Origin of the sequence: Lentzea albidocapillata subsp. violacea, assembly GCF_900100275.1 — a bacterium.
Lineage (GTDB): Bacteria > Actinomycetota > Actinomycetes > Mycobacteriales > Pseudonocardiaceae > Lentzea > Lentzea violacea.
Genome location: NZ_FNET01000013.1, coordinates 146,142 through 170,063, shown reverse-complemented (window position 1 = coordinate 170,063; position 23,922 = coordinate 146,142). Strand labels below are relative to the sequence as shown.

Here is a 23,922-nt window from a genome sequence, read left to right as displayed (position 1 = left end):
GACTCAACGTGGACCGGACGCGTCGATATCGAGTCCGGGTTGACCGTCAACTCCAGGTTGACCCGCAACTCAGCGTCAACCTAGAGTTGACGGATGATCCAGTTGACCGACCTCATCGTCACGGTCGCTCAAGAAGCAGACGACGCTCTCCTGCGCCTGGCCAAGGCCGTCGAGATGAGTGGCCAGCTCAGCGAACTCGGCGACCACCTGATCGGCCACTTCGTGGACGAGGCGCGGCGGGGCGGCGCGAGCTGGGCCGAGATCGGCGAGAGCCTCGGCGTCACGAAGCAGGCCGCGCAGAAGCGGTTCGTGCCCAGGGAGTCGCCGGAGCTCAGCAAGCCGAGCACGGAGCGCTACACCCAGCGGTCGCGACGGGTCATCGCGCTGGCGAGGCACCACGCGCGGTTCAGCGAGCGGATCGGCACCGAGCATCTGCTGCTCGGGCTGCTCGACGAGTCGGCCGGACTCGCGGCCAAGACCATCGCGAAGCTGGAGTCGGGCGACGGCAGCACGCGCATCGCGACCCTCAACCGGCTCGACTCAGAGGCCAAACAGCGGCCGGAGAAGCAGCCGTACACCACGCACTGCAAGAAGGCCCTGGAACTGGCCGTGCGCGAGGCGCTCCGGATGGGCCACATGTTCATCGGCACCGAGCACATCCTGCTCGGCTTGTTGCTGGAGGCCGAGGGAACCGCGGCCGACGTGCTGCACAACACAGGTGTGACGCACGCGGCCGCGGCCGCTCACGTGGAAGCCGTGGTCAACGGACCGCAGCGAGTGCTTCCGGGAGCGTGAAGGCGCCGGCGTACAGGGCCTTGCCGATGATCGAGCCCTCCACGCCGTCGCGCGCCAGCTTCGAGAGCGCGACCAGGTCGTCCACAGTGGACACGCCGCCGGACGCGATCACCGGGGCGTCGGTGCGGGCGCAGACCTCACTCAGCAGCTCCAGATTCGGGCCCGTCAGCGTGCCGTCCTTCGACACGTCCGTGACCACGTAACGGGTGCAGCCGTCGCGGTCGAGCCGGTCGAGGACCTCCCAGAGGTCGCCGCCGTCCGACGTCCAGCCGCGGCCCTTGACCCGGTGGCCCTGCTCGGTGATGCGGACGTCGAGGCCCACCGCGATCTTCTCGCCGTAGGCCGCCAGCGCCTTCGCGCACCACTCCGGGTCTTCCAGCGCGGCCGTGCCCAGATTCACCCGGGCGCAGCCGGTGGCCAGGGCGGCCTCCAGCGACGCGTCGTCGCGGATGCCGCCGGACAGCTCCACCTTCACGTCCAGCTCGCCGACGACGCGGGCGATCAGCTCGCGGTTGGAGCCACGGCCGAACGCCGCGTCGAGGTCGACGAGATGGATCCACTCCGCCCCGTCGCGCTGCCACTGCAGGGCCGCGTCGAGCGGCTCGCCGTAGTTCGTCTCGGTACCGGCTTCGCCCTGCACGAGCCGGACGGCGCGACCGTCGGCCACGTCAACAGCGGGGAGGAGTGTGAACGTCACCCGAGCAGCCTAGCGTCCCCCAGCACGAGGGCGGCCACGCGCTCCTGGGCCTCCGTGGTCCGCGGGAACTTCGACGGGACCGGCGTGCCGGGGCCGGTCGCGGCAGGTCCGACGCCGGTCCACGGCCCGAAGACCATGATTCCGACGAACGCGGGGTGCTGCCGCGCCAGCGCCAGGTACAGGTACTGGGTGCTTTCGAGGTCCGCGTCGGTCCTGCCCGCGCACCACGACTGGGGCGCGGCTTCGGGGAGCAGGAACAGCTCCTTGCCCGGTGCGCGCTCCGCCAGCTTGGTCATGCGCGCGTCCAGCGCCTCGTACCCGATGCAGTACTCGTCGAAGCCGACCCAGTCGACGGCGGCGGGCACGGTGAAGGTGTCGTCGACCCGGATACCCGCCTCGATCAGCATGACCTTCTTGTCCGGGAAGGTGTTCTTGATCCGCTGGGCCGAGAACTCGACGTCGGCGAAGCGCGCGCCGTGGTGGAACGGCTCGTCCTGCAGCACGAACCCGGCCACGCGGTCGAGGTACGGCCGCACCTTCGCGGCGAGGACCTCCCAGCGCTCGGCGGCGTTCGGGTGCAGCGGGCACCCGGCCGCGTCGCAGTCGAAGAACTCGTTGCCCGTGTGGACGACGCAGCCCGCAGGGGCGCAGTCCCGCAGCACCTCGGGGCGGTAGGCGTCGAAGTCGCTGATCTGCACCAAGTTCAGGTTGCTGCGGCCGCGCACCTCGGGCAGGTGGTTGCCGCCGGCGGCGTTCAGCCGCGCGCCGAAATAGCCGTAGTAGCGCAGCTGGGACCCGGGAAGCTTGCGCAGGTCGTCGGAGTTCATCCGTTCGATGCGCAGGTCGTCGACGAGGCTGACGGTGCTGCCGTTGTCGGAGTAGCGGCCGAGGTAGATCCACAGCCGGTCGGTCGGCACCGCCGTGCCCAGTGTGATCGTCTTGCGCGTGCCGTTGACCAAGAGGTCAAGCGTCGATCCGGCCGGTGTCAGCGTCACGTCGAACGAGCCGTCGGACTTGGGCGAGGCGAACGAGGGCAGGTTCGCGACGGACTGGCCGGCCTGGAAGACCTGAACGCCTCCGTTGGCGCGCACCAGGAAACCGAGATCGATGTCCTGATTGGACACATAACCCCAGCTGTTCGCCGAACGTGCCAGCGCGATCGACGACCAGTCGCCGGACGTGCGGTCGCCCGCCACCGGCGTCAGCGTCGCCGAGATCGAGGAGCCGGTGGACGGCGCGTCGAGCCGCACGGCCGTCGTGCCGAGGTGCATCGACAGCTTGCCGCGGTGATTCGGGTGGTTGACCTGCGCGTACCACGGGCGCGGCACGTCGCCGGTGTTCCACCTGCCGGACACGCGGCTGTACGTGACGGCGCCGGTTCCCTGACGCTGCTTGAGGTTGTCGTTCAGGCCGTAGGTGGGATCCGCGGCCACGGCACCATCGAAGTCGTCCTGGAACGGTGCCGGTGCGGCGTGCGCGCCCCCAGGCACGGCAACGGTGGCAGCCACGAGGGTGGCTACCGTCAGCAGTCGTGTGATCACGACAAGGTAGTCAACCAGTTCCGCAGCAGGTGCGCTCCGGCATCGCCGGACTTCTCCGGGTGGAACTGGGTCGCCCACAACGGGCCGTTCTCGACCGCCGCGACGAACTCGTCCCCCGCGTGGTCCGCCCACGTCACCAGCGGCGGCCTGAGGTGCTCGGCCGGCTCGAGCTCCCAGCGGCGCACGCCGTAGGAGTGCACGAAGTAGAACCGCGTGTCCTTGTCGAGTCCGGCGAAGAGCTTCGAATCCTCGGGCGCACGCACGGTGTTCCAGCCCATGTGCGGCACGATCGGCGCTTCGAGGCGCTCGACGGTGCCGGGCCACTCTCCGCAGCCCTCGGTCAGCACGCCGTGCTCGATGCCGCGTTCGAAGAGGATCTGCATGCCCACGCAGATGCCGAGCACCGGACGGCCGCCGGCGAGGCGCTCGCCGATGAGCCGGGCGCCGCGCACCGCGTTGAGGCCCTCCATGCACGCCGCGTAGGCACCGACGCCGGGCACGACCAGTCCGTCCGCCTCACGGACGGCTCGATGGTCCGACGTCACCTCGACGTCGGCGCCGACGCGCTGCAGCGCGCGCTCGGCGGAGCGCAGGTTGCCGGATCCATAGTCAAGTACGACGACACGTGCCACGCCCACCAGGTTAGTCGGTCGGGACGGCACCCTGCGTGACCGGGATGACCGGCAACACGGTGTTGATCGGTTTCGTGCGCACGAGCCGGCGCCTGAGCACGACCAGCAGCCCGGCCAGCATCGCGAGGAGCAGGAGGACGACGAGGTAGTACACGACCGCCGGGATGTCGAAGATCACCGTCGCGGCGGCCGCCAGCACGATCAGCGGGAAGATCAGCCAGAGCGGCCACAGTTGCGTGCGCGGCGGTTCGAGCGTCCGCAGCACGGCTTCCGCCCTGCCCTGCTCGGTGAGTTCGGCGACCCGCGCGACCTCGTGCAGCCCCGCCGCACGGAAGAAGTCCGGGATCGCCGCGCGGCCGTTCCCGAAGTCGCGGATGCGTTCGAGCGTGCCCTTGCGGCCGGCCGCCGGGTACAGCGCGGTGAGCTTGTCGATGGCGTCGAGCTGCCACTTCTCCTTCTCGCGCAGGTCGACCATGCCCGCGGTGGCGCGGTCGAAGGACCGGCCGACCGGCCCCGACTGTTTGGCCTGCGCAGACAGCCGCAGCACCGCCTCGCGCGATCCCCACATCGAGGCGCGGCCGAGCGACGTGGTGAACATGTAGAGCAGCGCGGCGTCGTCGTTCCACACGGCCAGGGCCGCGCCGCGCCCGATCTTGCGCACCCGGTTCGTCATGTACGCGGCCTCGCTGAGCTTGGTGCCCGGCGGAGGCAGCAGGACCGTGCCGGACTGCACCGGAACCAGCGCCGCGGGACCCACGTTGCCGCTGTGCATGGACTTCTGCAGCTCGGCGGCGTTCAACGGGGTCCAGATCAGCATTCTCACGACCGACATCATTCCTGGTCGGCCTCGCGCGCCCGCACAGACATGCCAAAGACGTCCCGGACGTCCGTCCACACCAGACGTGAGGTGTGCACGAGCAGGATCTGCCTGATCGTGCACACCTCCTCACCTCTAAACGGCGCGAGAAGGCGCGCCGGTCCAGTCATCCCCCATGACTGCGAACATTTCTTCACCCCCTGAAGAAACTACGCACAGCACTCCCCAGCCCCACCACGTCGAGATCATGTGCCGCGTCATGATCTTCAGCCGTGCCGTAGTTGCGGAGTTCTGCGTGTCGTTTGACACCTGTAGAACGAATGCGGTGCGGGATTTGTTGCAGTGTCTCTGATACGAGATGAGAAGAAGTTCCCTCCAAGTAGGGCTCCACCACCATCACGTCGGCGTGGTCGGTGTTCTGCACGGCCTTGCGCAGCCCGTTCGCGTCGAACGGCCGTACCGTGGCCGCGTACAGCACCGTGACGTCGGCGTTCTCGGAATCGACGGCCTTGAGCACGCGGTCGAGCATCGGCCCGACGGCGAGCACGACGCCGCGTTTTCCGTGCCGGACCGTCGTGAATCCTTCGCCCACGGGATAGGCCTGGGTGTTCGCGTGCAGCGAAAGCCTCAGGTAGACCCGGTTGTCGTCTTTCAGCGCCTGCTGGAGCAATGGCGTGACCTCGTCCGGATGTCCGGGCACGTGCACAGTCCAGCCTGGAAGCGTGTCGAACAACGCGACGTCACCCGGTGACTGGTGCGTGCGGCCCCACGCCGGGTCGTCATAGGACGCTCCGATGCTCACGAACACCGCGCCGACGTCCTGATGTCCGATGTCGAGCTTGATCTGCTCGTACGGCCGTTCGACCAGGAACGGCGCGTAGCTGTGCACGACCGGCCGCAGCCCGGCCAGCGCCAGGCCACTCGCGACGCCCACCATGGTCTGCTCGCGAATCCCGACGTCGACGACGCGTTCGTTCTCCTGCGGGAACTCGTTGCTGGAGATCACCGCGGTCACCACGGCGATCCGCGGGTCGGCGGCGATCTCGTCGTTGACCGTCTCGACGAAGGCCTGGCGCATGGTGGTCATCAGTAGCTCTTCTCGATCTTGGCGACCACCGCGTACGGGCGGTCGTGCGGCGCGGTCAGTGCGGTGAAGACGGCCTCGTGGTCGCGGCCGTCGATCTCGGCGGTCTGCCACCCCTCGACGGCGAACCGCCGCGCGATGCCACCGGGCCAGCCGTACATCGCGGACTCGTTGTCGATCACGATCGCGGTGAGGTTCGCGACCTTCAGCCGCGCCGCCACCGCGATCGCCTCGTGGTTGCTGCCCTCATCCAGCTCACCGTCGCCGACCAGCACGAACGTGCGACCACGGCTGCCGGCGATCCGCTGCCCGATCGCCGTGCCCACCGCGATCGGCAACCCGTGGCCGAGCGAGCCGCTGCTGATCTCCGCGCCGCGCACGAGCACCCGGTCGGGGTGCTGGCCGAGCGGGCTGTCCCACGACGTCCAGTCGTCCAGAATGGACTCGTCGATGAACCCCTTCTCCGCGAGCACGGCGTAGTACGCCATCGGTCCGTGCCCCTTGGACAGCAGGAACCGGTCGCGATCGGGGTCGTCGGCCGTCGCGGGCGTGACGTTGAGGACCTTGTCGTAGAGGACCCAGAGCACGTCGATCGTGGAAGCCGCAGCCCACTCGTGCTTCTCGTCCCCGGTCATCCTCGCGAAGAGCTCTGGTATCCGTTGCATGGCACCAACTGTTCAACCTCGACCAAGCTGGAGGTCAAGCGGTTACCATGATCCGGTGAGCAAGTTGCCGGAAATGCTGACCATCGGCCAGGTCGCCGAGCGCAGCGGCGTCCCCCACACCGCCCTGCGCTTCTACGAGGACAGGGGTCTGATCACCTCGGTCCGCACGGCGGGCAACCAGCGCCGCTACCTGCGCTCGGTGCTGCGCCGGCTGGCGTTCATCCGTACCGCGCAACGCGTGGGGCTCACTCTGGAGGACGTCCGCGACGCCCTCGCCCAGCTCCCGGACAACCGCACGCCGACGAAGTCCGACTGGGAACGCCTCTCCCGCTCGTGGAAGTCGGAGCTCGACGCCCGCATCGACGCCCTGTACCGCCTGCGCGACCGCCTCACCGGCTGCATCGGCTGCGGCTGCCTGTCGCTGCGCAGCTGCGCCCTGCAGAACATCGACGACGAACAGGCCTCACACGGGCCGGGCGCTCCCAAGCTCAAGCCCGCCGTCGAGGGCGGCACCGTCTAGGAAGTCCCAGCCCGGTCTCGCCCGGAACCCGCCGCTGACGCCACATCCAGCCCATGAAACCCGCAAACCGGTGGACGCGCTGTGGTTTCCTGTTCAGGAAATGGAAGACGAAAGAATGATCCGCCTCTCGAAGCGGATGTCCCAAGCGCTCCGGCACAAGCCCGAGCGCGTCGGCCTCGCCCTCGACCCTTCGGGCTGGGTGCCGGTGGCCGACCTCCTGAACGCACTCGGCATCTCCGAGACCGACCTGCGCGAGGTCGTCGACCGCAACGACAAGAAGCGCTTCGCCATCGACGGTGACCGCATCCGCGCGAACCAGGGGCACAGCGTCGAGGTGGAACTCGGGCTGCCTACCGCGATCCCGCCGGACCAGCTGTTCCACGGCACCGTCGAGCGGTACCTCGACGACATCATGCGTGACGGGCTCAGGCCCATGTCACGCCACGACGTGCACCTCTCGCCCGACCGCGAGACCGCACGGCGCGTGGGGGCCCGGCGTGGCCGGCCGTTGATCCTTACCGTGGACGCCAAAGCGATGCACACGGACGGGCACGAGTTCCGGCTCAGCGCGAACGGGGTGTGGCTCGCGCAGTACGTGCCGGCGCGCTACCTGGGTACGGCGTGACGCGGAAGGTCGAGGAGGACTACGACGCCATCGCGCAGCGGTATCTCGACTGGTCCGCGCGGATCGCCGACGACCCTCGGCTGCACTACCTCGGCGAGTTCGACGGGCGGCTGCCCGATGGGGCGAAGGTTCTCGAATCGCTCGGCATCGGCACGCCGGACATCACCGAGAACCGAGCACTCGTCGGGCAGCACCTGGAGATCATCACCGACGATCTGGTGACCATGCACGAGCCGGACCCGGCGACGTTCCAGTGGGTCCTCGCCCGCAGGGGCTAGAGGAGCCAGAGAACGGCGCCGCCGACCGCCACCAGGAGCAGCACCAGCAGGATGATCGCCAGGACCTTGGCGGTCTTCCACGTGGTGTAGACGCCACCGGCCAGGAAGCCCGCGAGGGCCAGCAGGCCGATGACGACGACTTCCTTCGGCATCAGAGGATGCCCTTGGTCGACGGGACGCCGGCGACGCGCGGGTCGGGCTCGGTCGCGACGCGCAGGGCGCGGGCGATGGCCTTGTACTCCGCCTCCGCGATGTGGTGCGGGTCGCGGCCGTACTCGACGCGCACGTGCAGTGCGATCTGGGCGTGGAAGGCCAGCGACTCGAAGACGTGCCGGTTCAGCACGAACGGGTAGTTGCCGCCGATCACGAAGCTGTTGAACTGCTCCGGTTCGCCCTTGTGCACGGTGTACGGGCGGCCTGAGACGTCGACCGCGGCGTGCGCGAGGGTCTCGTCCATCGGGATCCAGCAGTCGCCGAAGCGGCGGATGCCCTTCTTGTCCCCCAGCGCTTCCCGGAGTGCCTGGCCCAGCACGATCGCGATGTCCTCGACCGAGTGGTGGGCGTCGATGTGCGTGTCACCCGTGGCGCGGACGATCAGGTCGAAGCTGCCGTGCACGCCGAACGCCGTGAGCATGTGGTCGTAGAACGGCACGCCCGTGTTGATCTCCACCTGGCCGGTGCCGTCCAGGTCGATCTCCACGTAGACCGACGACTCCCTGGTGGTGCGCTCCACCTTGCCGACACGACTCACCGGCTGACCTCCTTGCTGGCCGCGAGGAATGCGTCGTTCTCCTCGGGCGTTCCGATGGTCACCCGCAGGTGACCCGCGATTCCGACGTCCCTGATGAGTACGCCGTGGTCCAAATAGGACTTCCAGACCTCACGTGCGTTCTCGAACCAGCCGAACAGCACGAAGTTCGCGTCCGAGGGCACGACCTGGAAACCCAGGGCCGCCAGCTCGGACGACACGCGATCACGTTCCGCGGCCAGCAGAGCCACCGAACCCAGCGTCTCCTCGGCGTGGCGCAACGACGCGCGTGCGGCCGCCTGCGTCAGCGCGGACAGGTGGTACGGCAGGCGGACGAGCTGCAGGGCGTCGACCACGGCCGGAGCGGCCGCCAGGTAGCCGAGGCGGCCACCGGCGAACGCGAAGGCCTTCGACATCGTGCGCGAGACGATCAGGCGCGAGCCGAACTCGTCCAGCAGCTTGATCGCGCTCTCCTGCGGGGAGAACTCCGCGTACGCCTCGTCGACCACGATCACGCCGGAGCAGGCCGCGATCAGCAGGCGCAGGTCCTCCAGCGGGATCGACTGGCCGGTCGGGTTGTTCGGCGACGTCACGAAGACGACGTCCGGCCGCAGGTCCGAGATCACCGCGGCGGCCTTCTCGACGTCGAGCGAGAAGTCGGCACGGCGCGGGGTCGGCGACCACTCGGTGCGGGTGCCGGCCGCGATGATCGGGTGCATCGAGTACGACGGCTCGAAGCCCAGCGCCACGCGGCCCGGACCGCCGAACGCCTGCAGGATCTGCTGGAGGATCTCGTTGGAACCGTTGGCGGCCCAGAGGTTCTCCGACGTCAGCGGGATCGAGGTCGCGTCCGACAGGTACGCCGCCAGGTTCTCGCGCAACGCCACCGCGTCACGGTCGGGGTAGCGGTGCAGCTCACCGGCGATCTCGGCGACCGCGGCGACGACGTCGGCGGCCAGCGCGTCGGTGGGTGCGTACGGGTTCTCGTTGGTGTTCAGGCGGTACGGGACGTCGAGCTGCGGCGCGCCGTAGGGCGTGCGGCCGCGCAGGTCCTCGCGCAGGGGCAGGTCGGTCAGCTCCACCCGCGCGCCGATCACCGGCTTCATCGGGAGAACCTCGCTGTCACAGCCTGTCCGTGCGCGGGCAGGTCCTCCGCGTTGGCCAGCGCGACGACCTTGTCCGCGACCTCGCGCAGTGCTTCCTCGGAGTAGTCGATCACGTGGATGCCGCGCAGGAACGTCTGCACGGACAGGCCGGACGAGTGCCGCGCGCAGCCACCGGTCGGCAGCACGTGGTTGGAGCCGGCGCAGTAGTCGCCCAGCGACACCGGCGAGTGCGCGCCGACGAAGATCGCGCCGGCGGCCGTGATGCGCTGCGCCACCTCACGCGAGTCGCGCGTCTGGATCTCCAGGTGCTCGGCGGCGTAGGCGTTGACGACCCGCACGCCTTCGTCCACAGAGGACACCAGGACGGTGCCGGACTGCTTGCCTGCCAGCGCCGTGCGGATCCGCTCGGTGTGCTTGGTGGCCCCGATCTGCCGGTCCAGCTCGGCGTCCACCGCGTCCGCCAGCTCGGCGGAGTCCGTCACCAGCACCGACGCCGCGAGCGGGTCGTGCTCGGCCTGGCTGATCAGGTCCGCGGCCACGTGCACGGCGTCGGCGGACGAGTCGGCGAGGATCGCGATCTCCGTCGGTCCCGCCTCGGAGTCGATGCCGATCAGGCCGCGCAGCAACCGCTTGGCCGCCGTCACGTAGATGTTGCCGGGGCCGGTGACGACGTCGACCGGGGCCAGCTCGGCTCCGCCGGTGTCCACACCGCCGTGCGCCAGCAGTGCCACGGCCTGGGCGCCGCCCACGGCCCACACCTCGTCGACGCCGAGCAACGCGGCGGCGGCCAGGATGGTCGGGTGCGGCAGGCCACCGAACTCGGCCTGCGGCGGCGAGCACACCACCAGCGACGCCACGCCGGCGATCTGCGCGGGCACGACGTTCATCACGACCGTCGACGGGTAGACCGCGAGGCCGCCGGGCGCGTACAGGCCGACGCGTTCGACCGGCACCCATTTCTCCGTCACGGTGCCGCCGGGCACGACCTGCGTGGTCGTGTCCACCCGGCGCTGGTCGGCGTGCACCCGCCGCGTGCGGTCGATGGCCTCTTCCAACGCCTCGCGCACAGCCGGGTCCAGCGAGGACAAAGCAGACGAAATCTCGGCGGCGGGCACGCGGATGGAATCGGGACGAACCCCGTCGAACTTCTCCGTGTACTCCAGGGCGGCTTCGACGCCGCGCTCGGCGATCGCCTCCACCAGGGGCCGCACATGATGCAGAACCGCGTCCACGTCCACCTCGGCGCGCGGCACGATGGCGCGCAACTGAGCGGGGGTCGTGGTGCGACCTCGCAGGTCGATGCGGTTCAGCATGCCCTACAGCGTAGTTCCCGCAGAAATCTGTCAACGGTCAGCCCGCTATCGGCGCTACCTCACCCTGTGACAGCACGGCCACGCTCGGTTGAGCACCACTCCGTCGCAAACCCTGCTGATGATGGAGGAACGATGTTCACTAAGCGCCGCGGCAAGATCGCCGCAGTGCTCGCCATCTGTCTGCCCGTGCTGGTCGCGGGCATGGCGACACCCAGCGCCGCCGACTCCGGCCGTTATCTGCTGGAAGTCACGGCGAACACGTCCGCCGAACGCACTCAGGTCGCCCAGATCGGCGTCGACGTGCTCGGTGCGACGAAGCTCACCACCGTCTCGGTCGTCGCGGACAAGGCCCAGTACCGGGCCCTGCAGGCGACCGGCCTGCCGATCAGGTACCTGGGCGACTTCGAGCAGCAGCTCAAGAGCCTCGGCAAGGTCGACTTCTCCGACCCGGTGCCCGGCCAGGTCGGCACCCAGGACTTCCCGTCCGGCTACGCGGGCTACCACAACTTCGCGGAGACGACCGCGGAGATGCGGCAGACCGTTCGCGACCACCCGAGCCTCGCGAGCATGCGGAGCATCGGCAAGAGCTTCCAGAACCGGGACATCTGGGCGCTCAAGGTCAGTGACAACGTGGCCACCGACGAGAGCGAGCCGGAGGTGCTGCTCGTCTGCGGCCAGCACGCCCGCGAGCACCTGACCGTCGAACAGTGCCTGCAGATCATCAAGCGCTACACCGACAACTACGCCACCCCTGCGATCAAGAACCTCATCGACAGCCGTGAGGTGTGGATCGTCCCGATGATGAACCCGGACGGCGCCGAGTACGACATCGCGACCGGCTCGTTCCGCGGCTGGCGCAAGAACCGCCAGGGCAACGGCACCGACCTCAACCGCAACTGGGGCTACAAGTGGGGCTGCTGTGGCGGTTCCAGCGGCAGCACCACCTCGGACACCTACCGCGGCCCGTCGGCGTTCTCCGCGCCGGAGACCGCCCGCATCCGCGACTTCGTGAACTCACGCGTGGTCGGTGGCACCCAGCAGATCAAGACGTTCATCGACATCCACTCGTTCTCGGAGCTCGTGCTGTGGCCGTACGGCTACACCCGAGCCGACACCGCCGCCGGTCTCAACGCGGACGAGGCGCGCGCGTTCCAGACGCTCGGCCGGCAGATGGCCGCCACCAACGGTTACACGCCGGAGCAGGCGAGCGACCTGTACATCACCGACGGCAGCAGCGACGACTGGATGTGGGGCCAGCACAAGATCTGGGCGTACACCTTCGAGATGTACCCGAGCAGCGGCGGCCTCAACGGCTTCTACCCGCGTGACACGGTCATCCCGGCGCAGACCGCCCGCAACGACCGTGCCATCGACCTGTTCCTGAGCTACTCGGACTGTGTGAAGCGGGTCATCGGGCAGACCTGCTGATCCGTTCCAGCGCCTGATCGATCTCCTCCGGAGTGACGAAGTAGTGCGGGGAGGCCCGCACTACCTCGTCCAGGCCCCGGCGGGTCATGTCGATCAGCGTCGACCCCTTCTGCGAGACCGTGACGGCGACGTTCTCCTGCCACAGCCGGTCTTTGAGCTCCGTCGCCGGCACCCGGTCGCTCGTGAACGTGACGATGCCGGACCGCCGTTCACCGAGGTCTCGCACGGTGATGCCGGGAATGGACCGGAGTCCTTCGCTCAAACGCCTGGCCCGGTCCGCGACCTCCGCCTCGATCACGTCCAGCCCCTTGTCCAGGGCGTAGCGCGCGGCGGCGATCATGCCGAGCCGGTCGGCGATGCTGCACTCCCACAGCTCGAACACCCGCGCGTCGTCTCGCAACCGGTACTCCTGCAGCCCGGTCCACACGCCGCTATGCAGATCCACCAGGCGTGGGTGGAGCCTTTCCCGCACCGCGTCGCGCACGACCAGCGCACCGGTACCGCGGGGCCCACGCAGCCACTTACGACCTGTACACGCCAACATGTCGTAGTCGAGCCCACGCAGGTCGAGCTGGCCGGTCGACTGGCAGGCGTCGAGCAGCACCAGTGCACCGACCTCACGAGCCGCCGCCGTGACGTCGTTCACCGGGTTGACCAGGCCGCCGTTCGTCGGCACGTGCACGAGCGAGATCAGCTTGACTCGGTTGTCAAGGTGCAGGGCGCCGAGATCGACCTGTCCGTGGATGTCGGACGGTATGACCTCGACGACCGCCCCGGCCTCCGCCGCACGACGCAGAACCGGGATCGCATTGCCACCGTATTCGACCTCGGTGACAAGAATTCGGTCTCCGGGTTCCAGCGGCACCGCGTCGAACGCCGCGAGCCAAGATCGAGTTGCACTGTCCGTGAAAGCAACCTCGGAAGGCTGACACCCGAAGAGGTCAGCGAGGACGCCGTAGCCCGCCTCCAGGTCATCCCGGCGTTCCGCCGCGGCGCGGTAGCCGCCGATCTCGGTTTCCCGCTTCAGATGGCCGATCACCTCGTCCACGACCGGCGCGGGAGGGATCGAGGAACCTGCGCTGTCCAAGAAGATCAGATCACTCACTCACACCACTGTGCCACGATCGAGTACATGGGGGATCGCTCGTTCGGTTACAGCGCTCAGGTCCGGCCGTTCCTGTGGGTGTTCATCGTGGTGACACCGCTGGAGATCCTGCTCGTGGAGCTGATCGTGCCGTGGTTCTGGCTGCGGGCCGTGCTGCTCGTTTTCGGTGTCGTGGGCGCGGTGCTGCTGGGGTGGCAGATCTGGATGCTCACCAAGTTCAAGCACTCGGTCGACGACGAGTACCTGTGGCTGCGGTACGCGCGTGAGTTCGAGTACCGGATTCCGTTGGCAGCCATCGAGAACCTGACGCAGGGCACGACGAGCCGGATGCTGCACAAGACGCGGTCCGTTGTGGACGGAACGCTCGTGCTGGAGATCTCCGGCTCCACCAACGTCTCACTGCGGCTGAGCGAACCGCAGGAGATCGACCTGGGCCGGCGTGGCGCGCACGCCGTGACGAAGGTCGAGTTCTGGACCGACGACCCCGGCGGCATGGTTCGCGCGCTGCGAAAATAGGCTCACGCGCATGGTGGAGATCCCCTACGGCAAGCGCATGAAGCCGCGGTACGTGCGGTTCCTGATCATCACGGTGGTCGGGGTCGCGCTGGTCGCGTTCGCCCTGGACATCCCGTGGCTGCTCATCACGCTGATCGTCCTGGGTGTACTGAACACGGTCGTGTGCGTGGGCAGTCTCTACGTGCTGACCAAGCAGCCGCACACCATCTCCGACGACGAACTGCGGCTGCGCCAGCTGGGGTTCTTCGACTGGAGCATCCCGACCGCGGACCTCGGTTCCGCCCAGATCGCCGAGCGCACCCACAAGGGGCAGCGCAGCGTCGAGGTGATCGGTGACGCGCTCGTCATCCAGTCGCTGACCAGGACGAACGTGTCCGTGCCGTTCCACGAGCCGCAGCTCGTGGACCTCGGCAAGACGGGCGTGCAGCGGGTCGAGCGCGTCGAGTTCTGGGCGGACGAGCCGGAGAAGGCCGTCCGCGAGATCAACGCCAGGACTACTTAGGCTCCCACTTCTCCAGGTTCCACCACGGCCCCCAGGCCAGCGCGCCGTAGGAGTTCGGGTCGACCACCGGCTGGTAGCCGTTCCACGAGTCGCGCATCACGTACGCGTGCTCGGGGAAGACCAGCACCGCCATCGACGGTGCGGCGACGAACGCCTGCTGGAAAAGCTTGTACGCCACCGCGCGCTGCGCCGGGTCGATCAGCCTGCGGCCGTTCTCGAGGGCGGCGTCGGCGGCGGGGCTGCCCTGGCCGCGCAGGTCGTAGAGCATCAGGTCCGGGTCGAACGGCGAGCCCTCGCCGTACAGCAGCGCGTCCTGGGCCATCCGCGGCCGGATCGCCTCCCACGAGAGGCCGGCGAGCTGCACGTCGACGCCGACGGCCTTGGCGTCGGCCGCGAACGCCGTGGCCAGGTCCGCGCGCAGGTCGTCGCCCAGCGGGTACATCAGTGTGAAACGGGCCGCGACGCCCTCGCGGACGCGGATGCCGTCGGCGCCGGGCACCCAGCCGCCGACGTCGAGCAGCCGCGTCGCCTCGGTCTTGTCGAAGCGGAACTTCGCGGTCGGGTCGAAGTGCTCGGCCAGCGCGTCCGGCACCGGCGTGTAGGCGATGGTGCCCTTGCCGTCGAGCAGGCTGTCGATCATGCCCTGACGGTTCGCGGCGAAGTTCAGCGCCAGCCGGACGGAGGCGTTGCCGGTGACCGGGTTGGCCGCGGGCAGCCGTACGGCGCGGAAGTCGGCGCTGCGGTGGTAGTTCACCTGCAGGCCAGACCTGGCTGCGAACTGCGTGGCGATCTTGGGCGGCAGCACCGTGCCGTCGAACTCGCCGTCCTGCATGCGGCGGGCGCGCTGGTTGTCGTCGGTGACGAAGACGATCGTCACCTTCTTGATCTTCGGCGCGCCGTCGAAGTAGCCCTCGTTGGACTCCAGCAGCAGCCGGTCGCCCTTCTTCCACTCGGTGACCTTGTACGGGCCGGTGCCGACGGGCTGACCGTCCGGCTTCGCCTGCTCGCTGGGCAGGACACCGAGCACCAGCAGGTGCGGGAACGCCGCCTGCGTCTGCGTGAGGGTGAAGCGGACCGTCGACGGGTCGACCTGCTCGACGCCCTTGAGCGTGCTGAACCGGTCCTTGACCGGGTTCCGCAGCGCGGCGGTGTAGGTGGCGACGACGTCCTCCGCGCCGAACGTGCTGCCGTCGGTGAACTTCACGTCGCCGCGCAGCTTGACCGTCCAGCTCAGGCCGTCCGCCGCCGGCTGCGGCAGATCGGCCGCGAGCCGCGGGGTCAGCGACCCGTCCTGGCGGTGCTCGACCAGCCCGTCGTAGATCTTCGACACACCCTGCGCGCCGTAGCCGAGCAGCGGGTTCAGCGTCGTCGGCTCGTCGCGGTCGGCCAGCACGATCGATGTGCCGTTCGACCCACCGTCCGGGCGGGGTGCGGCGGTCTCGGTGCAGCCCGCGACGGCCAGCAACACGACTAGAAGCAGTGGGTAACGCACGGTTCCGGACCCTACAGTGAGGCTCATGCGCATCGCTGTGAGTCAGATCAGCTCGACCACCGATCCACGGTCGAACCTGGAGCTCGTCCGCGACGCGGTGCTCAGGGCCGACGGCGCGCGGGTCGTGCTGCTGCCCGAAGCGACGATGTGCCGGTTCGGCGTGCCGCTCGGGCCGGTCGCGGAGCCGCTGGACGGTCCGTGGGCCTCCGCTGTGCACGAGATCGCGGTCCAGCACGACGTCGTGGTGGTGGCGGGCATGTTCACGCCTTCGGCTGACCGCGTGACGAACACCATGCTGGTGACCGGTCCTGAGCTGCACGTGGGCTACGACAAGATCCACCTGTTCGACGCGTTCGGGTTCCAGGAGTCGCGTACGGTCGCGCCGGGTTCGGACGTGGTGACCTTCGACGTGGACGGCGTCACCTTGGGCGTGGCCACTTGTTACGACATCCGCTTTCCCTCGTTGTTCACGGCCCTGGCCGACAAGGGCGCCTCCGCCGTGCTCGTCGGGGCGTCATGGGGCGCCGGGCCGGGCAAGAAGGAGCAGTGGGAGCTGCTGGTGCGGGCGCGCGCGTTGGACTGCACGTCGTTCGTCGTGGCGTGCGGGCAAGCCTACCCCGGCGACCTGGGTTCGTCCGCGCCGACCGGGATCGGCTACTCGACGGTCGCCGACCCGTTCGGGAACGTCGTCGTGCAGCTGTCGGACCAGCCCTCGTCGTCGATCGTCGACCTCGATCTCGCGCAGGTGGAACAAGCTCGTTCCGTGCTGCCGGTGCTGGCGAACCGACGGCTGCTCTAGCGCAGGTCCAGGCCGAGGTCGAGCGACGGGCTGGAGTGCGTGAGGCCACCGACCGCGAGGTAGTCCACGCCGGTCTCGGCGTACGCGCGGGCCACGTCCAAAGTCAGCCCGCCGGACGCCTCCAGCTTCACGCCGTCCGGACGCCGCCGCACGGCCTGAGCACACTGCTCGGGCGTGAAGTTGTCCAGCAGCACCAGTTCCGCGCCTTCGGCCAGCGCCTCGTCGAGCTGGTCGAGGCTGTCGACCTCGACCTCCATCAGCAGTTCGGGTGCGTGCGCACGGGCCGCGCGGATCGCGGCGCCGACCGAACCGGCCGCGGCGACGTGGTTGTCCTTGATGAGGATCGCGTCACCGAGACCCATGCGGTGGTTCACGCCGCCGCCGGCGCGCACCGCGTACTTCTGCAGCAAACGCAGGCCCGGCAACGTCTTGCGCGAGTCGCGGACGGCCGCACCGGTGCCCTCGATCGCGCTCACCCAGCGGGCGGTCTGCGTGGCGATGCCGGACAGGTGGCAGATCAGGTTCAACGCCGTGCGTTCGACCGTGAGCAGGCCGCGGGTCGGGCCGGTGAGCACCAGGGCGGGCTCACCGGGAACGGCCTTGTCGCCGTCGGAGGCCTCGGAGAGCACCTCGATCTCGGGCAGGTAGCGCTGGAAAGCCGTGCGGGCGACGGAAACGCCGCACAGCACGCCCGCCGCGCGAGGGGTGATCTCGGCGGTCGCGACGGCCTTCTGCGGCACGGTCGCGAGCGTCGTGGCGTCGAGGCCGTAGCGGAGGTCTTCTTCCAGCGCGAGCTGGATGACCCGGTTCGCGTCGTCCCAGTCGATGCTGCCGTCGATGGTCATGCGACACCCTCTGCGAGAACAGGATCGGCCAGCACGGGCTGACCGGTCGGGGTGAGCCGGACGAGCTGACTGCGCCGCCACGCTTCGGAACGTTCGGTGAAGTCCGTGCGGACGTGGCAGCCGCGTGATTCGGTGCGTTGCTGCGCCGCCGCGATCAGGGCGCGGGCGGCCGTGGTCAGCGCCGCGTCCTCGACCAGTTCGCGCGACTCCAGCTGCTTGTCCACAGTGGACACGTCGAGCACCGAGCCGACGACGGCCAGGCCCTCGGCGTCGCGGCCGATCGCGGCGTAGCGGGACATCACGCGCTGCAACAGGTCGCGGTCCGCGACCGGCGCGGTCGGCAGCGAGGCCTCGACCGATCGCGCGGGCGAGATCAGGCCGATGGCGAGGTCCGCGGCGACGGTCTCGGCGGCACGGGTGCCGCAGACCAGGCCTTCGAGCAAGCTGTTGGAGGCCAGGCGGTTCGCGCCGTGCAGACCGGTGCGGGCGACCTCGCCGACCGCGTAGAGACCCGTCACGCCGGTGCGGCCATCGACGGTGGAAACCACTCCGCCACAGGCGAAGTGCGCTGCCGGGGCGACCGGGATCGGGTCCACCGCCGGGTCGATGCCCACCGAGGCGCAGGCCGCGAACACGGTCGGGAAGCGGGTCGCCATGTCGTGCAGCGCCGTCGCGTCCAGGAAGACGTGGTCGTCGACGCCACCGGGTTCCGCCGCCATGTGCCGGGTGATCGCGGCCGCCACGACGTCGCGCGGGGCCAGGTCTTCGAGCGGGTGCACGCCCTTCATCACGCGGGCACCGGTAGCGTCGATCAGCACGGCACCTTCGCCGCGCACGGCCTCCGTGACGAGCGGGCACCGGCCACGGGCGCCGCGGCCCGTGTAGAGGACGGTCGGGTGGAACTGGATGAACTCGACGTCCGCGGCCAGCGCGCCGGCCCTGAGCGCCAGCGCGAGCCCGTCACCCGTTGCCACCGAAGGGTTCGACGTCGCCTGGTACATCTGGCCGAGGCCGCCGGTCGCCAGCAGCACGGCGGGCGCGGTGAGCACACCGGGCACGCCGTTGCTGTCGAGCACGAGGAGTCCGGCCACGGCACCGAGCGGCGTCTTCACCGCGTCGACCGCGACGTGGTTCTCCAGCAGGGGAACCCGTCCGTCCACAGTGGCCTTGAGCAGGGCTCGCTCGACCTCGGCGCCGGTCGCGTCGCCACCGGCGTGCACGACGCGGAACGCGCTGTGGCCACCTTCGCGGGTGCGTTCGAGCAGGCCGCCCGGCTTCGCGTCGAACACGGCACCGCGCTCGCGCAGCCGGGCGACGGCCGCCGGACCGTCGGTGATGATCGCCGCGACTGCCGCGTCCTCGCAGAGGCCCGCGCCCGCCGTCAGCGTGTCCTCGATGTGCCGCGCGACCGAGTCGCCGGGGTCGTGCTGGTCCTCCATGACGACGGCGACGCCGCCCTGGGCCCAGCGGGTGTTGCCGTCGTCTCCCGCGGCCTTCGTGACGACCAGGACGCGCAGTCCCAGCTCACGAGCCCGCAGCGCGGCGGTCAGGCCCGCCACGCCCGTGCCGGCCACGATCAGGTCGGCTCGCGCCTCCCAGCGCGCGGCCATCACTCACCGCCGCCGGGCTTGCCGATCTCGATCATGCGCTGCACGGCACCCTGAGCCCGCTGGGCGGTCTCCAGGTCGACGTGCACCTCGTCCAGGCCGTCCCGCACGCAGCGCAGCAGCGCGGCCGGCGTGATCATCTTCATGTAGGTGCAGGACGCGCGGTCGTTGACGGCGCGGAAGTCGATCTCCGGGGCGGCCTTGCGCAGCTGGTGCAGCATGCCGACCTCGGTCGCGACGAGCACCTTGGTCGCCTTCGTCGAGCGGGCCGCGGTGATCATGTCGCCGGTCGAGAGGATCTTGACCTTCTCCGCCGGGACGATGCCCTCGCCGCTCAGGTAGAGCGCTGACGTCGCGCAGCCGCACTCCGGGTGGATGAAGAGATCCGCGTCCGGGTTCGCGGCGGCGCGCTCGGCCAGCTCAGGGCCGTTGATGCCGGCGTGGACGTGGCACTCGCCCGCCCAGATGTGCAGGTTCTCGCGGCCGGTCTCGCGCTTGACGTGCGCGCCCAGGAACTGGTCCGGGAGGAACAGCACCTCGCGGTCGGCCGGGATGGACCTGACGACGTCGACGGCGTTCGAGGACGTGCAGCAGATGTCCGTCTCGGCCTTCACCTCGGCCGTGGTGTTCACATAGGACACGACGACCGCGCCGGGGTGCTCGGCCTTCCACTCGCGCAGCTGGGCGCCGGTGATCGAGTCGGCCAGCGAGCAGCCCGCGCGCTCGTCCGGAATCAGCACGGTCTTCCGCGGGGCGAGGATCTTCGCGGTCTCGGCCATGAAGTGCACGCCGCAGAAGATGATGGTCTGCGCGTCGGACTGCGCGGCGATCCGGCTCAGCGCGAGGGAGTCGCCCGTGTGGTGGGCGATGTCCTGGATCTCGGGCAGCTGGTAGTTGTGCGCCAGGATGACGGCGTCGCGCTCTTTGGCAAGGCGCAGCACCTCGTCTCGCCACGCGGCGTTCGGCTCGACTCCGCCGTACACACCTGAAGCGGTTCGCTCCACGGTTGCGGTAGCGACCATCACTGCCTCCTCGATCCGGGGTTTTCGCCTGCTGGTCGAAAACGTGGCCGATAGTATCAGCCGGGTGGCAGGTGTGGGGCACGAAGTTCTGGCCGCTGTGTTGCGGGTGAGAGGTGCGTCACTCCAGGTCATGCTGTGGGAGCGCGCTCGGGAACCACACGCTCACCGCTGGTCGCTGCCGGGTGGGGAGCTGCGGGTGGACGAGGACGTCGAGTCCTCCATCCGCCGTCAGCTGGCGGAAAAAGTCGACGTGCGACAGTTGTCACACGTCGAACAGCTCGCCGTGTTCAGCGCGCCGGACCGCGTTCCGGGTCCCCGCGTCGTCGCGACGGCGTTCCTCGGACTGGTGCCTTCGGACGTCGATCCCGAGCGGCCGGCGGACACGGAGTGGCACTGCGTGGAGAAGCTGCCCGCGATGGCGTTCGACCACGCCTCGATCGTGCATCGAGCGCGGCACAGGCTCGGCTCGAAGCTGTCGTACACGAACGTCGGCTTCGCACTGGCACCACCGGAGTTCACGATCTCGCTGCTGCGCGACCACTACTCCGCGGCCCTGGGCTACCGCGTGTCCGCGACGAACCTGCAACGCGTGCTGTCACGCCGGTTGTTGCTGGAACCCACGGGCGGCACCGCTCCCCCCGGCCCGTCCGGCGGCCGCCCGGCGGCGTTGTTCCGCTTCAGCGCCAAGGCAATCCTGGTGACCGATCCGTTCGCCGTCCTGAGGCCACCCGGATCCGGCCGTCCGGCGGGCGGGAGTGGCACGACGTAACGTTGGGCGCGTGGCAGAGACGCTTCCGTTGTTCCCCCTGGGCACAGTGCTGTTGCCAGGGGCGTCTTTGCCGCTGCACATCTTCGAACCCCGCTACCGCCAGCTCGTCGTCGACCTGATGACCGGCTCGCTGTTCGGCCGGACGTTCGGCGTCGTGTGCATCAAGCAGGGCTGGGAGGTGGGCGCCGACAACGTCGACTCGCTGCAGGACATCGGCTGCTCGGCGGACCTGCTGGACGCCCGGCCGCTGCCCGAGGGCCGCTTCGACATCGTGACGCGCGGGGTGCGGCGGTTCCGGCTGCTGGACGTCGACACGACGACGGCGCCGTACCTGCTGGCCCACGTCGACTACCTGGACGACGCCCCGGTGCCCGAGGCGGCTCAGGAGGTCGTGCCGATCCTGGAGCGCGGAGCGCGTGCCGCCCATGAGCGGTACTGCGGCGCCGCTTGGCATCGCGAGGACTGGTCCACGCCCGCCGAGGACGTCGATCTCGGCGCGTTGTCGTATCTGCTGGCTGCCGACTGCCTGCTGCCCGTGGAGGATCGGCAGCGGCTGTTGGAGGAGAGGTCGCCGGCTCGGCGGTTGCGGCTCGTGCGGCGGATGCTGCACCGGGAGACCGGGATCCTGAGCGCGCTTAAGGCCGTGCCGGTGCCGTTGACCGAGTTCGGGCACGTGCCGAGCCCGAACTAGCCGCACCGCCGGCGTCACGCCGCTAAAGCCGCCAGACGAGCCAGCCGGACCGTCGGCGTCGCTCTCTGAACCGCCGAACGAGTCGCCTCAAGCTGTCGCCTGATCGCACGCGGGGCCCTTTCGTACTGCTAGTGAGTACGAAAGGGCCCCGCGTGCGTTGAGGCGCGGCACTAGCGCGGACCGTAGAGCCGTGGCACGAGCGCGGACCGTTGAGCCGCACCCGCCGACGCCACCCAGCCCATCCGCTGCGCGCCGATCGTCGGATCGTTGAATTGTGGCCTTGTGGGATTGTTGAACAATCCTTACTCTGAGGCTCACATCACACCCGACCACTCCTCCACCACGCTGCGAGGTGCCCCATGAGCACGTCCACGACCGAGGAAACAGGCCGTTTCGCCTGGTTCCGCAGTCTCGGCCAGAAGGGCAGGCGCGCGTTCGTCGGCGCCTTCGGCGGCTACGGGCTGGACTCGTACGACTACTGGGTCCTGCCCCTGAGCCTGGTCGCGATCACCGGCTACTTCGGCCTGACCAAGGCGGAAGCCGGCCTGCTGGGCACCAGCACGCTGCTGATGAGCGCCATCGGCGGCGCGGTGGCGGGGATCATGGCCGACCGGTTCGGCCGGTCCAGGACGCTGGTCATCACGGTGGCCGCGTACGCGTTCTTCACGGTGCTGTGCGGTTTCGCGACGAACTACGAGACCCTGCTGGTCTTCCGCGCGCTGCAGGGACTGGGCTTCGGTGGCGAGTGGGCGGCCGGGGCGATCCTCGTGGCCGAGTACTGCAAGCCGAAGTACCGCGGGCGGACCGTGGCGTTCATCCAGAGCGCGTGGGCGGTCGGCTGGGGGCTGGCGGTCCTCGTCAACACGCTGGTCGTCTCGTTCGCGGACCCGGCCATCTCCTGGCGCATCATGTTCTGGACGGGCGCGCTGCCCGCGGTCCTCATCTTCTACGTGCGCCGCAACGTCGAGGACGCGCCGGAAGCCAAGGCACAGCTCAAAGAACGCGGCACGTTCCCGAAGATCTTCCGGGGTCCGATCCTGAAGACCACGGTGTTCGCCGCGTTGCTCGCGACCGGTGTGCAGGGCGGGTACTACACGCTCGCGTTGTGGCTGCCCGCGTTCCTGCAGACGGGGCGCGGCCTCACGGTCATCGGCACTGGCGGGTACCTCGCGTTCCTCATCGTCGGCGCCTGGATCGGGTACGTGTGCGGTGGCTACCTCACGGACTACCTGGGGCGTAAGAGGACCTTCGTGCTGTTCGCGGTCGCCAGCGCGTTGCTGATCGTCGCGTACACGCAGATTCCCAACGGCGCCAACACGTTGGTCATGTTCCTCGGCTTCCCGCTCGGGTTCTGCATGAGCGCGATCTTCAGCGGGTTCGGCAGCTACCTCAGCGAGCTCTACCCGACGCACCTGCGGGGCACCGGCCAGGGCTTCACCTACAACTTCGGGCGGGCGTTCGGCGCGGTGTTCCCCGGTGTGGTCGGGTTCATGGCCGACCGGCTCGGCATCGGCGGTGCGATGCTGTTCGGGGCGGCCGCGTACGGAATCGCCGTCGTCGCACTCATCTGGCTGCCGGAGACGGTCAACAAGGAGCTGGAATGACGACCGCGGGACAAGCGCCGGGACAGGCGCAGGCCAACCTGATCGCCATCCCCCGGGACTGGGCGTACGACTTCCTGCTCTTCACCCACCGCAACCCCAAGCCGTGCCCGGTGCTCGACGTGCTGGACGCGGGCGAGACCGTCAGCGCGCTCAAGCAGGACGCGGACGTGCGCACCCACGCGCCGCGGTACCGCATCTGGGAGAACGGGGAGCTCACAGCAGAACCCGAGAACGCGACCGACTACTGGCGCGACGACCTGGTGACGTTCCTGATCGGCTGCAGCTTCACGTTCGAGACGGCACTCACCAACGCGGGAGTGCCGCTGCGGCACGTCGATCAGGGCAAGAACGTCTCGATGTTCGTCACGGACATCCAGTGCCGGCCCGCGGGAAGGCTGCACGGCCCGATGGTCGTGTCGATGCGCTGGATCCCGGAGTCCCTTGTGGACATGGCGCACAAGGTCACCGCTCTCATGCCGTCCGTGCACGGGGCACCGGTCGGTGCGGGCGACCCGAGGATGCTCGGGATCGAGGACATCGAAGCACCGGACTTCGGGGACGCCGTCGAGCACGAACCCGGTGACGTGCCGGTGTTCTGGGCGTGCGGGGTGACTCCTCAGGCCGTGCTGATGAAGTCCAAGCCGCCGTTCGCGATCACGCACGCGCCCGGTCAGATGTTCGTGACGGACATGCCCGACTTCGCCTACCGCGTCGGGTAACC

27 protein-coding genes are annotated in these 23,922 nt (G+C 69.3%); 12 read left to right on the top strand and 15 right to left on the bottom strand.

Annotated elements, in window-relative coordinates; translation table 11 throughout:
* Positions 1-93 precede the first annotated feature (93 nt).
* The gene (locus BLR21_RS27180) at positions 94-795 is read left to right on the top strand and encodes a Clp protease N-terminal domain-containing protein (RefSeq protein WP_090009817.1); all 702 of its coding nucleotides are present in this window, start codon (positions 94-96) and stop codon (positions 793-795) included.
* Here the strand turns inward: BLR21_RS27180 and priA are convergent.
* From priA to BLR21_RS27150, 6 genes are all read right to left on the bottom strand, one after another.
* On the bottom strand, positions 761-1,492 hold the full coding sequence (gene priA, locus BLR21_RS27175; protein WP_090009813.1) for a bifunctional 1-(5-phosphoribosyl)-5-((5-phosphoribosylamino)methylideneamino)imidazole-4-carboxamide isomerase/phosphoribosylanthranilate isomerase PriA: 732 nt from the start codon (positions 1,490-1,492) through the stop codon (positions 761-763). The two genes, BLR21_RS27180 and priA, sit on opposite strands and share 35 nt — an antisense overlap.
* Entirely contained in the window at positions 1,489-3,033 is a 1,545-nt protein-coding gene (locus BLR21_RS27170) for a hypothetical protein (RefSeq protein WP_090009811.1), read from the bottom strand. The genes priA and BLR21_RS27170 overlap by 4 nt, the downstream gene beginning before the upstream one ends.
* Positions 3,030-3,665 carry an imidazole glycerol phosphate synthase subunit HisH gene (gene hisH / locus BLR21_RS27165; RefSeq protein WP_090010033.1) on the bottom strand — a complete coding sequence of 212 codons (636 nt, stop codon included), beginning with the start codon at positions 3,663-3,665 and terminating at the stop codon, positions 3,030-3,032. Before hisH ends, BLR21_RS27170 begins: the two co-directional genes overlap by 4 nt.
* Before the next feature lie 10 nt (positions 3,666-3,675).
* Positions 3,676-4,488, bottom strand: coding sequence for a hypothetical protein (locus tag BLR21_RS27160; RefSeq protein ID WP_143027887.1), 813 nt, complete (start codon positions 4,486-4,488; stop codon positions 3,676-3,678).
* Positions 4,489-4,675: 187 nt separating this feature from the next.
* A complete protein-coding gene (locus BLR21_RS27155; RefSeq protein ID WP_090009805.1) occupies positions 4,676-5,569 on the bottom strand; it encodes a transketolase family protein in 894 nt (297 codons plus the stop codon).
* Positions 5,569-6,231 (bottom strand): thiamine pyrophosphate-dependent enzyme, encoded by a 663-nt coding sequence (locus tag BLR21_RS27150; RefSeq protein ID WP_256334963.1) that lies wholly within the window; start codon positions 6,229-6,231, stop codon positions 5,569-5,571. Before BLR21_RS27150 ends, BLR21_RS27155 begins: the two co-directional genes overlap by 1 nt.
* A 73-nt stretch (positions 6,232-6,304) precedes the next feature.
* On the opposite strand from BLR21_RS27150, the gene soxR reads away from it, so the two are divergent.
* From soxR to BLR21_RS27135, 3 genes are all read left to right on the top strand, one after another.
* Complete coding sequence (gene soxR, locus BLR21_RS27145) at positions 6,305-6,751, top strand: redox-sensitive transcriptional activator SoxR (protein ID WP_256334968.1); 447 nt, start codon at positions 6,305-6,307, stop codon at positions 6,749-6,751.
* 100 nt (positions 6,752-6,851) lie between these two features.
* Positions 6,852-7,376, top strand: a complete 525-nt coding sequence (locus tag BLR21_RS27140) for an RNA 2'-phosphotransferase (RefSeq protein ID WP_090009796.1) — start codon at positions 6,852-6,854, stop codon at positions 7,374-7,376.
* On the top strand, positions 7,373-7,654 hold the full coding sequence (locus BLR21_RS27135; protein ID WP_090009791.1) for a hypothetical protein: 282 nt from the start codon (positions 7,373-7,375) through the stop codon (positions 7,652-7,654). The genes BLR21_RS27140 and BLR21_RS27135 overlap by 4 nt, the downstream gene beginning before the upstream one ends.
* On the opposite strand, the gene BLR21_RS42745 is transcribed toward BLR21_RS27135, so the two are convergent.
* Genes BLR21_RS42745 through hisD form a run of 4 tightly spaced genes read right to left on the bottom strand, consistent with a single transcriptional unit; the run spans position 7,651 to position 10,821 of the window.
* Positions 7,651-7,806 (bottom strand): hypothetical protein, encoded by a 156-nt coding sequence (locus BLR21_RS42745; protein WP_170176337.1) that lies wholly within the window; start codon positions 7,804-7,806, stop codon positions 7,651-7,653. The two genes, BLR21_RS27135 and BLR21_RS42745, sit on opposite strands and share 4 nt — an antisense overlap.
* A complete protein-coding gene (gene hisB, locus BLR21_RS27130; protein ID WP_090009788.1) occupies positions 7,806-8,405 on the bottom strand; it encodes an imidazoleglycerol-phosphate dehydratase HisB in 600 nt (199 codons plus the stop codon). The genes BLR21_RS42745 and hisB overlap by 1 nt, the downstream gene beginning before the upstream one ends.
* Positions 8,402-9,508, bottom strand: a complete 1,107-nt coding sequence (locus BLR21_RS27125) for a histidinol-phosphate transaminase (RefSeq protein ID WP_090009782.1) — start codon at positions 9,506-9,508, stop codon at positions 8,402-8,404. The genes hisB and BLR21_RS27125 overlap by 4 nt, the downstream gene beginning before the upstream one ends.
* Positions 9,505-10,821, bottom strand: a complete 1,317-nt coding sequence (gene hisD / locus BLR21_RS27120; protein WP_090009779.1) for a histidinol dehydrogenase — start codon at positions 10,819-10,821, stop codon at positions 9,505-9,507. The genes BLR21_RS27125 and hisD overlap by 4 nt, the downstream gene beginning before the upstream one ends.
* 132 nt (positions 10,822-10,953) lie before the next feature.
* Between hisD and BLR21_RS27115 the strand changes: the two genes are divergently transcribed.
* A complete protein-coding gene (locus BLR21_RS27115) occupies positions 10,954-12,249 on the top strand; it encodes a M14 family metallopeptidase (protein ID WP_090009775.1) in 1,296 nt (431 codons plus the stop codon).
* On the opposite strand, the gene BLR21_RS27110 is transcribed toward BLR21_RS27115, so the two are convergent.
* Positions 12,230-13,354, bottom strand: coding sequence for an aminotransferase class V-fold PLP-dependent enzyme (locus BLR21_RS27110; RefSeq protein ID WP_090009772.1), 1,125 nt, complete (start codon positions 13,352-13,354; stop codon positions 12,230-12,232). The two genes, BLR21_RS27115 and BLR21_RS27110, sit on opposite strands and share 20 nt — an antisense overlap.
* A gap of 27 nt (positions 13,355-13,381) precedes the next feature.
* Between BLR21_RS27110 and BLR21_RS27105 the strand changes: the two genes are divergently transcribed.
* Positions 13,382-13,870, top strand: coding sequence for a hypothetical protein (locus tag BLR21_RS27105; protein ID WP_090009770.1), 489 nt, complete (start codon positions 13,382-13,384; stop codon positions 13,868-13,870).
* A gap of 10 nt (positions 13,871-13,880) precedes the next feature.
* Positions 13,881-14,372 (top strand): hypothetical protein, encoded by a 492-nt coding sequence (locus tag BLR21_RS27100; RefSeq protein ID WP_090009767.1) that lies wholly within the window; start codon positions 13,881-13,883, stop codon positions 14,370-14,372.
* Here the strand turns inward: BLR21_RS27100 and BLR21_RS27095 are convergent.
* Positions 14,365-15,864: an ABC transporter substrate-binding protein gene (locus BLR21_RS27095; RefSeq protein ID WP_256334962.1), complete on the bottom strand. Its 1,500-nt coding sequence runs from the start codon at positions 15,862-15,864 to the stop codon at positions 14,365-14,367. The genes BLR21_RS27100 and BLR21_RS27095 overlap by 8 nt on opposite strands.
* 25 nt (positions 15,865-15,889) lie before the next feature.
* Here BLR21_RS27095 and BLR21_RS27090 point away from each other — a divergent pair, with 25 nt between their 5' ends.
* Complete coding sequence (locus BLR21_RS27090) at positions 15,890-16,663, top strand: carbon-nitrogen hydrolase family protein (protein WP_090010031.1); 774 nt, start codon at positions 15,890-15,892, stop codon at positions 16,661-16,663.
* On the opposite strand, the gene nadC is transcribed toward BLR21_RS27090, so the two are convergent.
* Genes nadC through nadA form a run of 3 tightly spaced genes read right to left on the bottom strand, consistent with a single transcriptional unit; the run spans position 16,660 to position 20,137 of the window.
* On the bottom strand, positions 16,660-17,508 hold the full coding sequence (nadC, locus tag BLR21_RS27085; protein ID WP_090009761.1) for a carboxylating nicotinate-nucleotide diphosphorylase: 849 nt from the start codon (positions 17,506-17,508) through the stop codon (positions 16,660-16,662). The genes BLR21_RS27090 and nadC overlap by 4 nt on opposite strands.
* Positions 17,505-19,118: an L-aspartate oxidase gene (locus BLR21_RS27080; RefSeq protein ID WP_090009758.1), complete on the bottom strand. Its 1,614-nt coding sequence runs from the start codon at positions 19,116-19,118 to the stop codon at positions 17,505-17,507. Before BLR21_RS27080 ends, nadC begins: the two co-directional genes overlap by 4 nt.
* Complete coding sequence (gene nadA / locus BLR21_RS27075) at positions 19,118-20,137, bottom strand: quinolinate synthase NadA (RefSeq protein WP_090009755.1); 1,020 nt, start codon at positions 20,135-20,137, stop codon at positions 19,118-19,120. The genes BLR21_RS27080 and nadA overlap by 1 nt, the downstream gene beginning before the upstream one ends.
* Positions 20,138-20,237: 100 nt before the next feature.
* Here nadA and BLR21_RS27070 point away from each other — a divergent pair, with 100 nt between their 5' ends.
* From BLR21_RS27070 to BLR21_RS27055, 4 genes are all read left to right on the top strand, one after another.
* Positions 20,238-20,906 (top strand): NUDIX hydrolase, encoded by a 669-nt coding sequence (locus tag BLR21_RS27070; RefSeq protein WP_084401696.1) that lies wholly within the window; start codon positions 20,238-20,240, stop codon positions 20,904-20,906.
* 10 nt (positions 20,907-20,916) lie between these two features.
* Positions 20,917-21,597: an LON peptidase substrate-binding domain-containing protein gene (locus tag BLR21_RS27065; protein WP_090009752.1), complete on the top strand. Its 681-nt coding sequence runs from the start codon at positions 20,917-20,919 to the stop codon at positions 21,595-21,597.
* A gap of 359 nt (positions 21,598-21,956) precedes the next feature.
* A complete protein-coding gene (locus tag BLR21_RS27060) occupies positions 21,957-23,201 on the top strand; it encodes an MFS transporter (RefSeq protein WP_090009749.1) in 1,245 nt (414 codons plus the stop codon).
* The gene (locus tag BLR21_RS27055; protein ID WP_090009746.1) at positions 23,198-23,920 is read left to right on the top strand and encodes a putative hydro-lyase; all 723 of its coding nucleotides are present in this window, start codon (positions 23,198-23,200) and stop codon (positions 23,918-23,920) included. Before BLR21_RS27060 ends, BLR21_RS27055 begins: the two co-directional genes overlap by 4 nt.
* The last annotated feature ends 2 nt before the right edge of the window (positions 23,921-23,922 follow it).

What these genes read in the sequence shown, in the direction of transcription:
- BLR21_RS27090 (WP_090010031.1), top strand. Translation starts at nt 15,890, where the DNA reads ATGCGCATCGCTGTGAGTCAGATCAGCTCGACCACCGATCCACGGTCG.
- BLR21_RS27055 (WP_090009746.1), top strand. Translation starts at nt 23,198, where the DNA reads ATGACGACCGCGGGACAAGCGCCGGGACAGGCGCAGGCCAACCTGATC.
- BLR21_RS27150 (WP_256334963.1), bottom strand. Translation starts at nt 6,231, where the DNA reads ATGCAACGGATACCAGAGCTCTTCGCGAGGATGACCGGGGACGAGAAG.
- BLR21_RS27125 (WP_090009782.1), bottom strand. Translation starts at nt 9,508, where the DNA reads ATGAAGCCGGTGATCGGCGCGCGGGTGGAGCTGACCGACCTGCCCCTG.
- hisD (WP_090009779.1), bottom strand. Translation starts at nt 10,821, where the DNA reads ATGCTGAACCGCATCGACCTGCGAGGTCGCACCACGACCCCCGCTCAG.
- BLR21_RS27080 (WP_090009758.1), bottom strand. Translation starts at nt 19,118, where the DNA reads ATGGCCGCGCGCTGGGAGGCGCGAGCCGACCTGATCGTGGCCGGCACG.
- BLR21_RS27100 (WP_090009767.1), top strand. Translation starts at nt 13,881, where the DNA reads ATGGTGGAGATCCCCTACGGCAAGCGCATGAAGCCGCGGTACGTGCGG.
- BLR21_RS42745 (WP_170176337.1), bottom strand. Translation starts at nt 7,806, where the DNA reads ATGCCGAAGGAAGTCGTCGTCATCGGCCTGCTGGCCCTCGCGGGCTTC.
- nadC (WP_090009761.1), bottom strand. Translation starts at nt 17,508, where the DNA reads ATGACCATCGACGGCAGCATCGACTGGGACGACGCGAACCGGGTCATC.
- soxR (WP_256334968.1), top strand. Translation starts at nt 6,305, where the DNA reads ATGCTGACCATCGGCCAGGTCGCCGAGCGCAGCGGCGTCCCCCACACC.
- BLR21_RS27060 (WP_090009749.1), top strand. Translation starts at nt 21,957, where the DNA reads ATGAGCACGTCCACGACCGAGGAAACAGGCCGTTTCGCCTGGTTCCGC.
- nadA (WP_090009755.1), bottom strand. Translation starts at nt 20,137, where the DNA reads ATGGTCGCTACCGCAACCGTGGAGCGAACCGCTTCAGGTGTGTACGGC.
- BLR21_RS27115 (WP_090009775.1), top strand. Translation starts at nt 10,954, where the DNA reads ATGTTCACTAAGCGCCGCGGCAAGATCGCCGCAGTGCTCGCCATCTGT.
- BLR21_RS27140 (WP_090009796.1), top strand. Translation starts at nt 6,852, where the DNA reads ATGGAAGACGAAAGAATGATCCGCCTCTCGAAGCGGATGTCCCAAGCG.
- BLR21_RS27105 (WP_090009770.1), top strand. Translation starts at nt 13,382, where the DNA reads ATGGGGGATCGCTCGTTCGGTTACAGCGCTCAGGTCCGGCCGTTCCTG.
- BLR21_RS27155 (WP_090009805.1), bottom strand. Translation starts at nt 5,569, where the DNA reads ATGACCACCATGCGCCAGGCCTTCGTCGAGACGGTCAACGACGAGATC.
- BLR21_RS27180 (WP_090009817.1), top strand. Translation starts at nt 94, where the DNA reads ATGATCCAGTTGACCGACCTCATCGTCACGGTCGCTCAAGAAGCAGAC.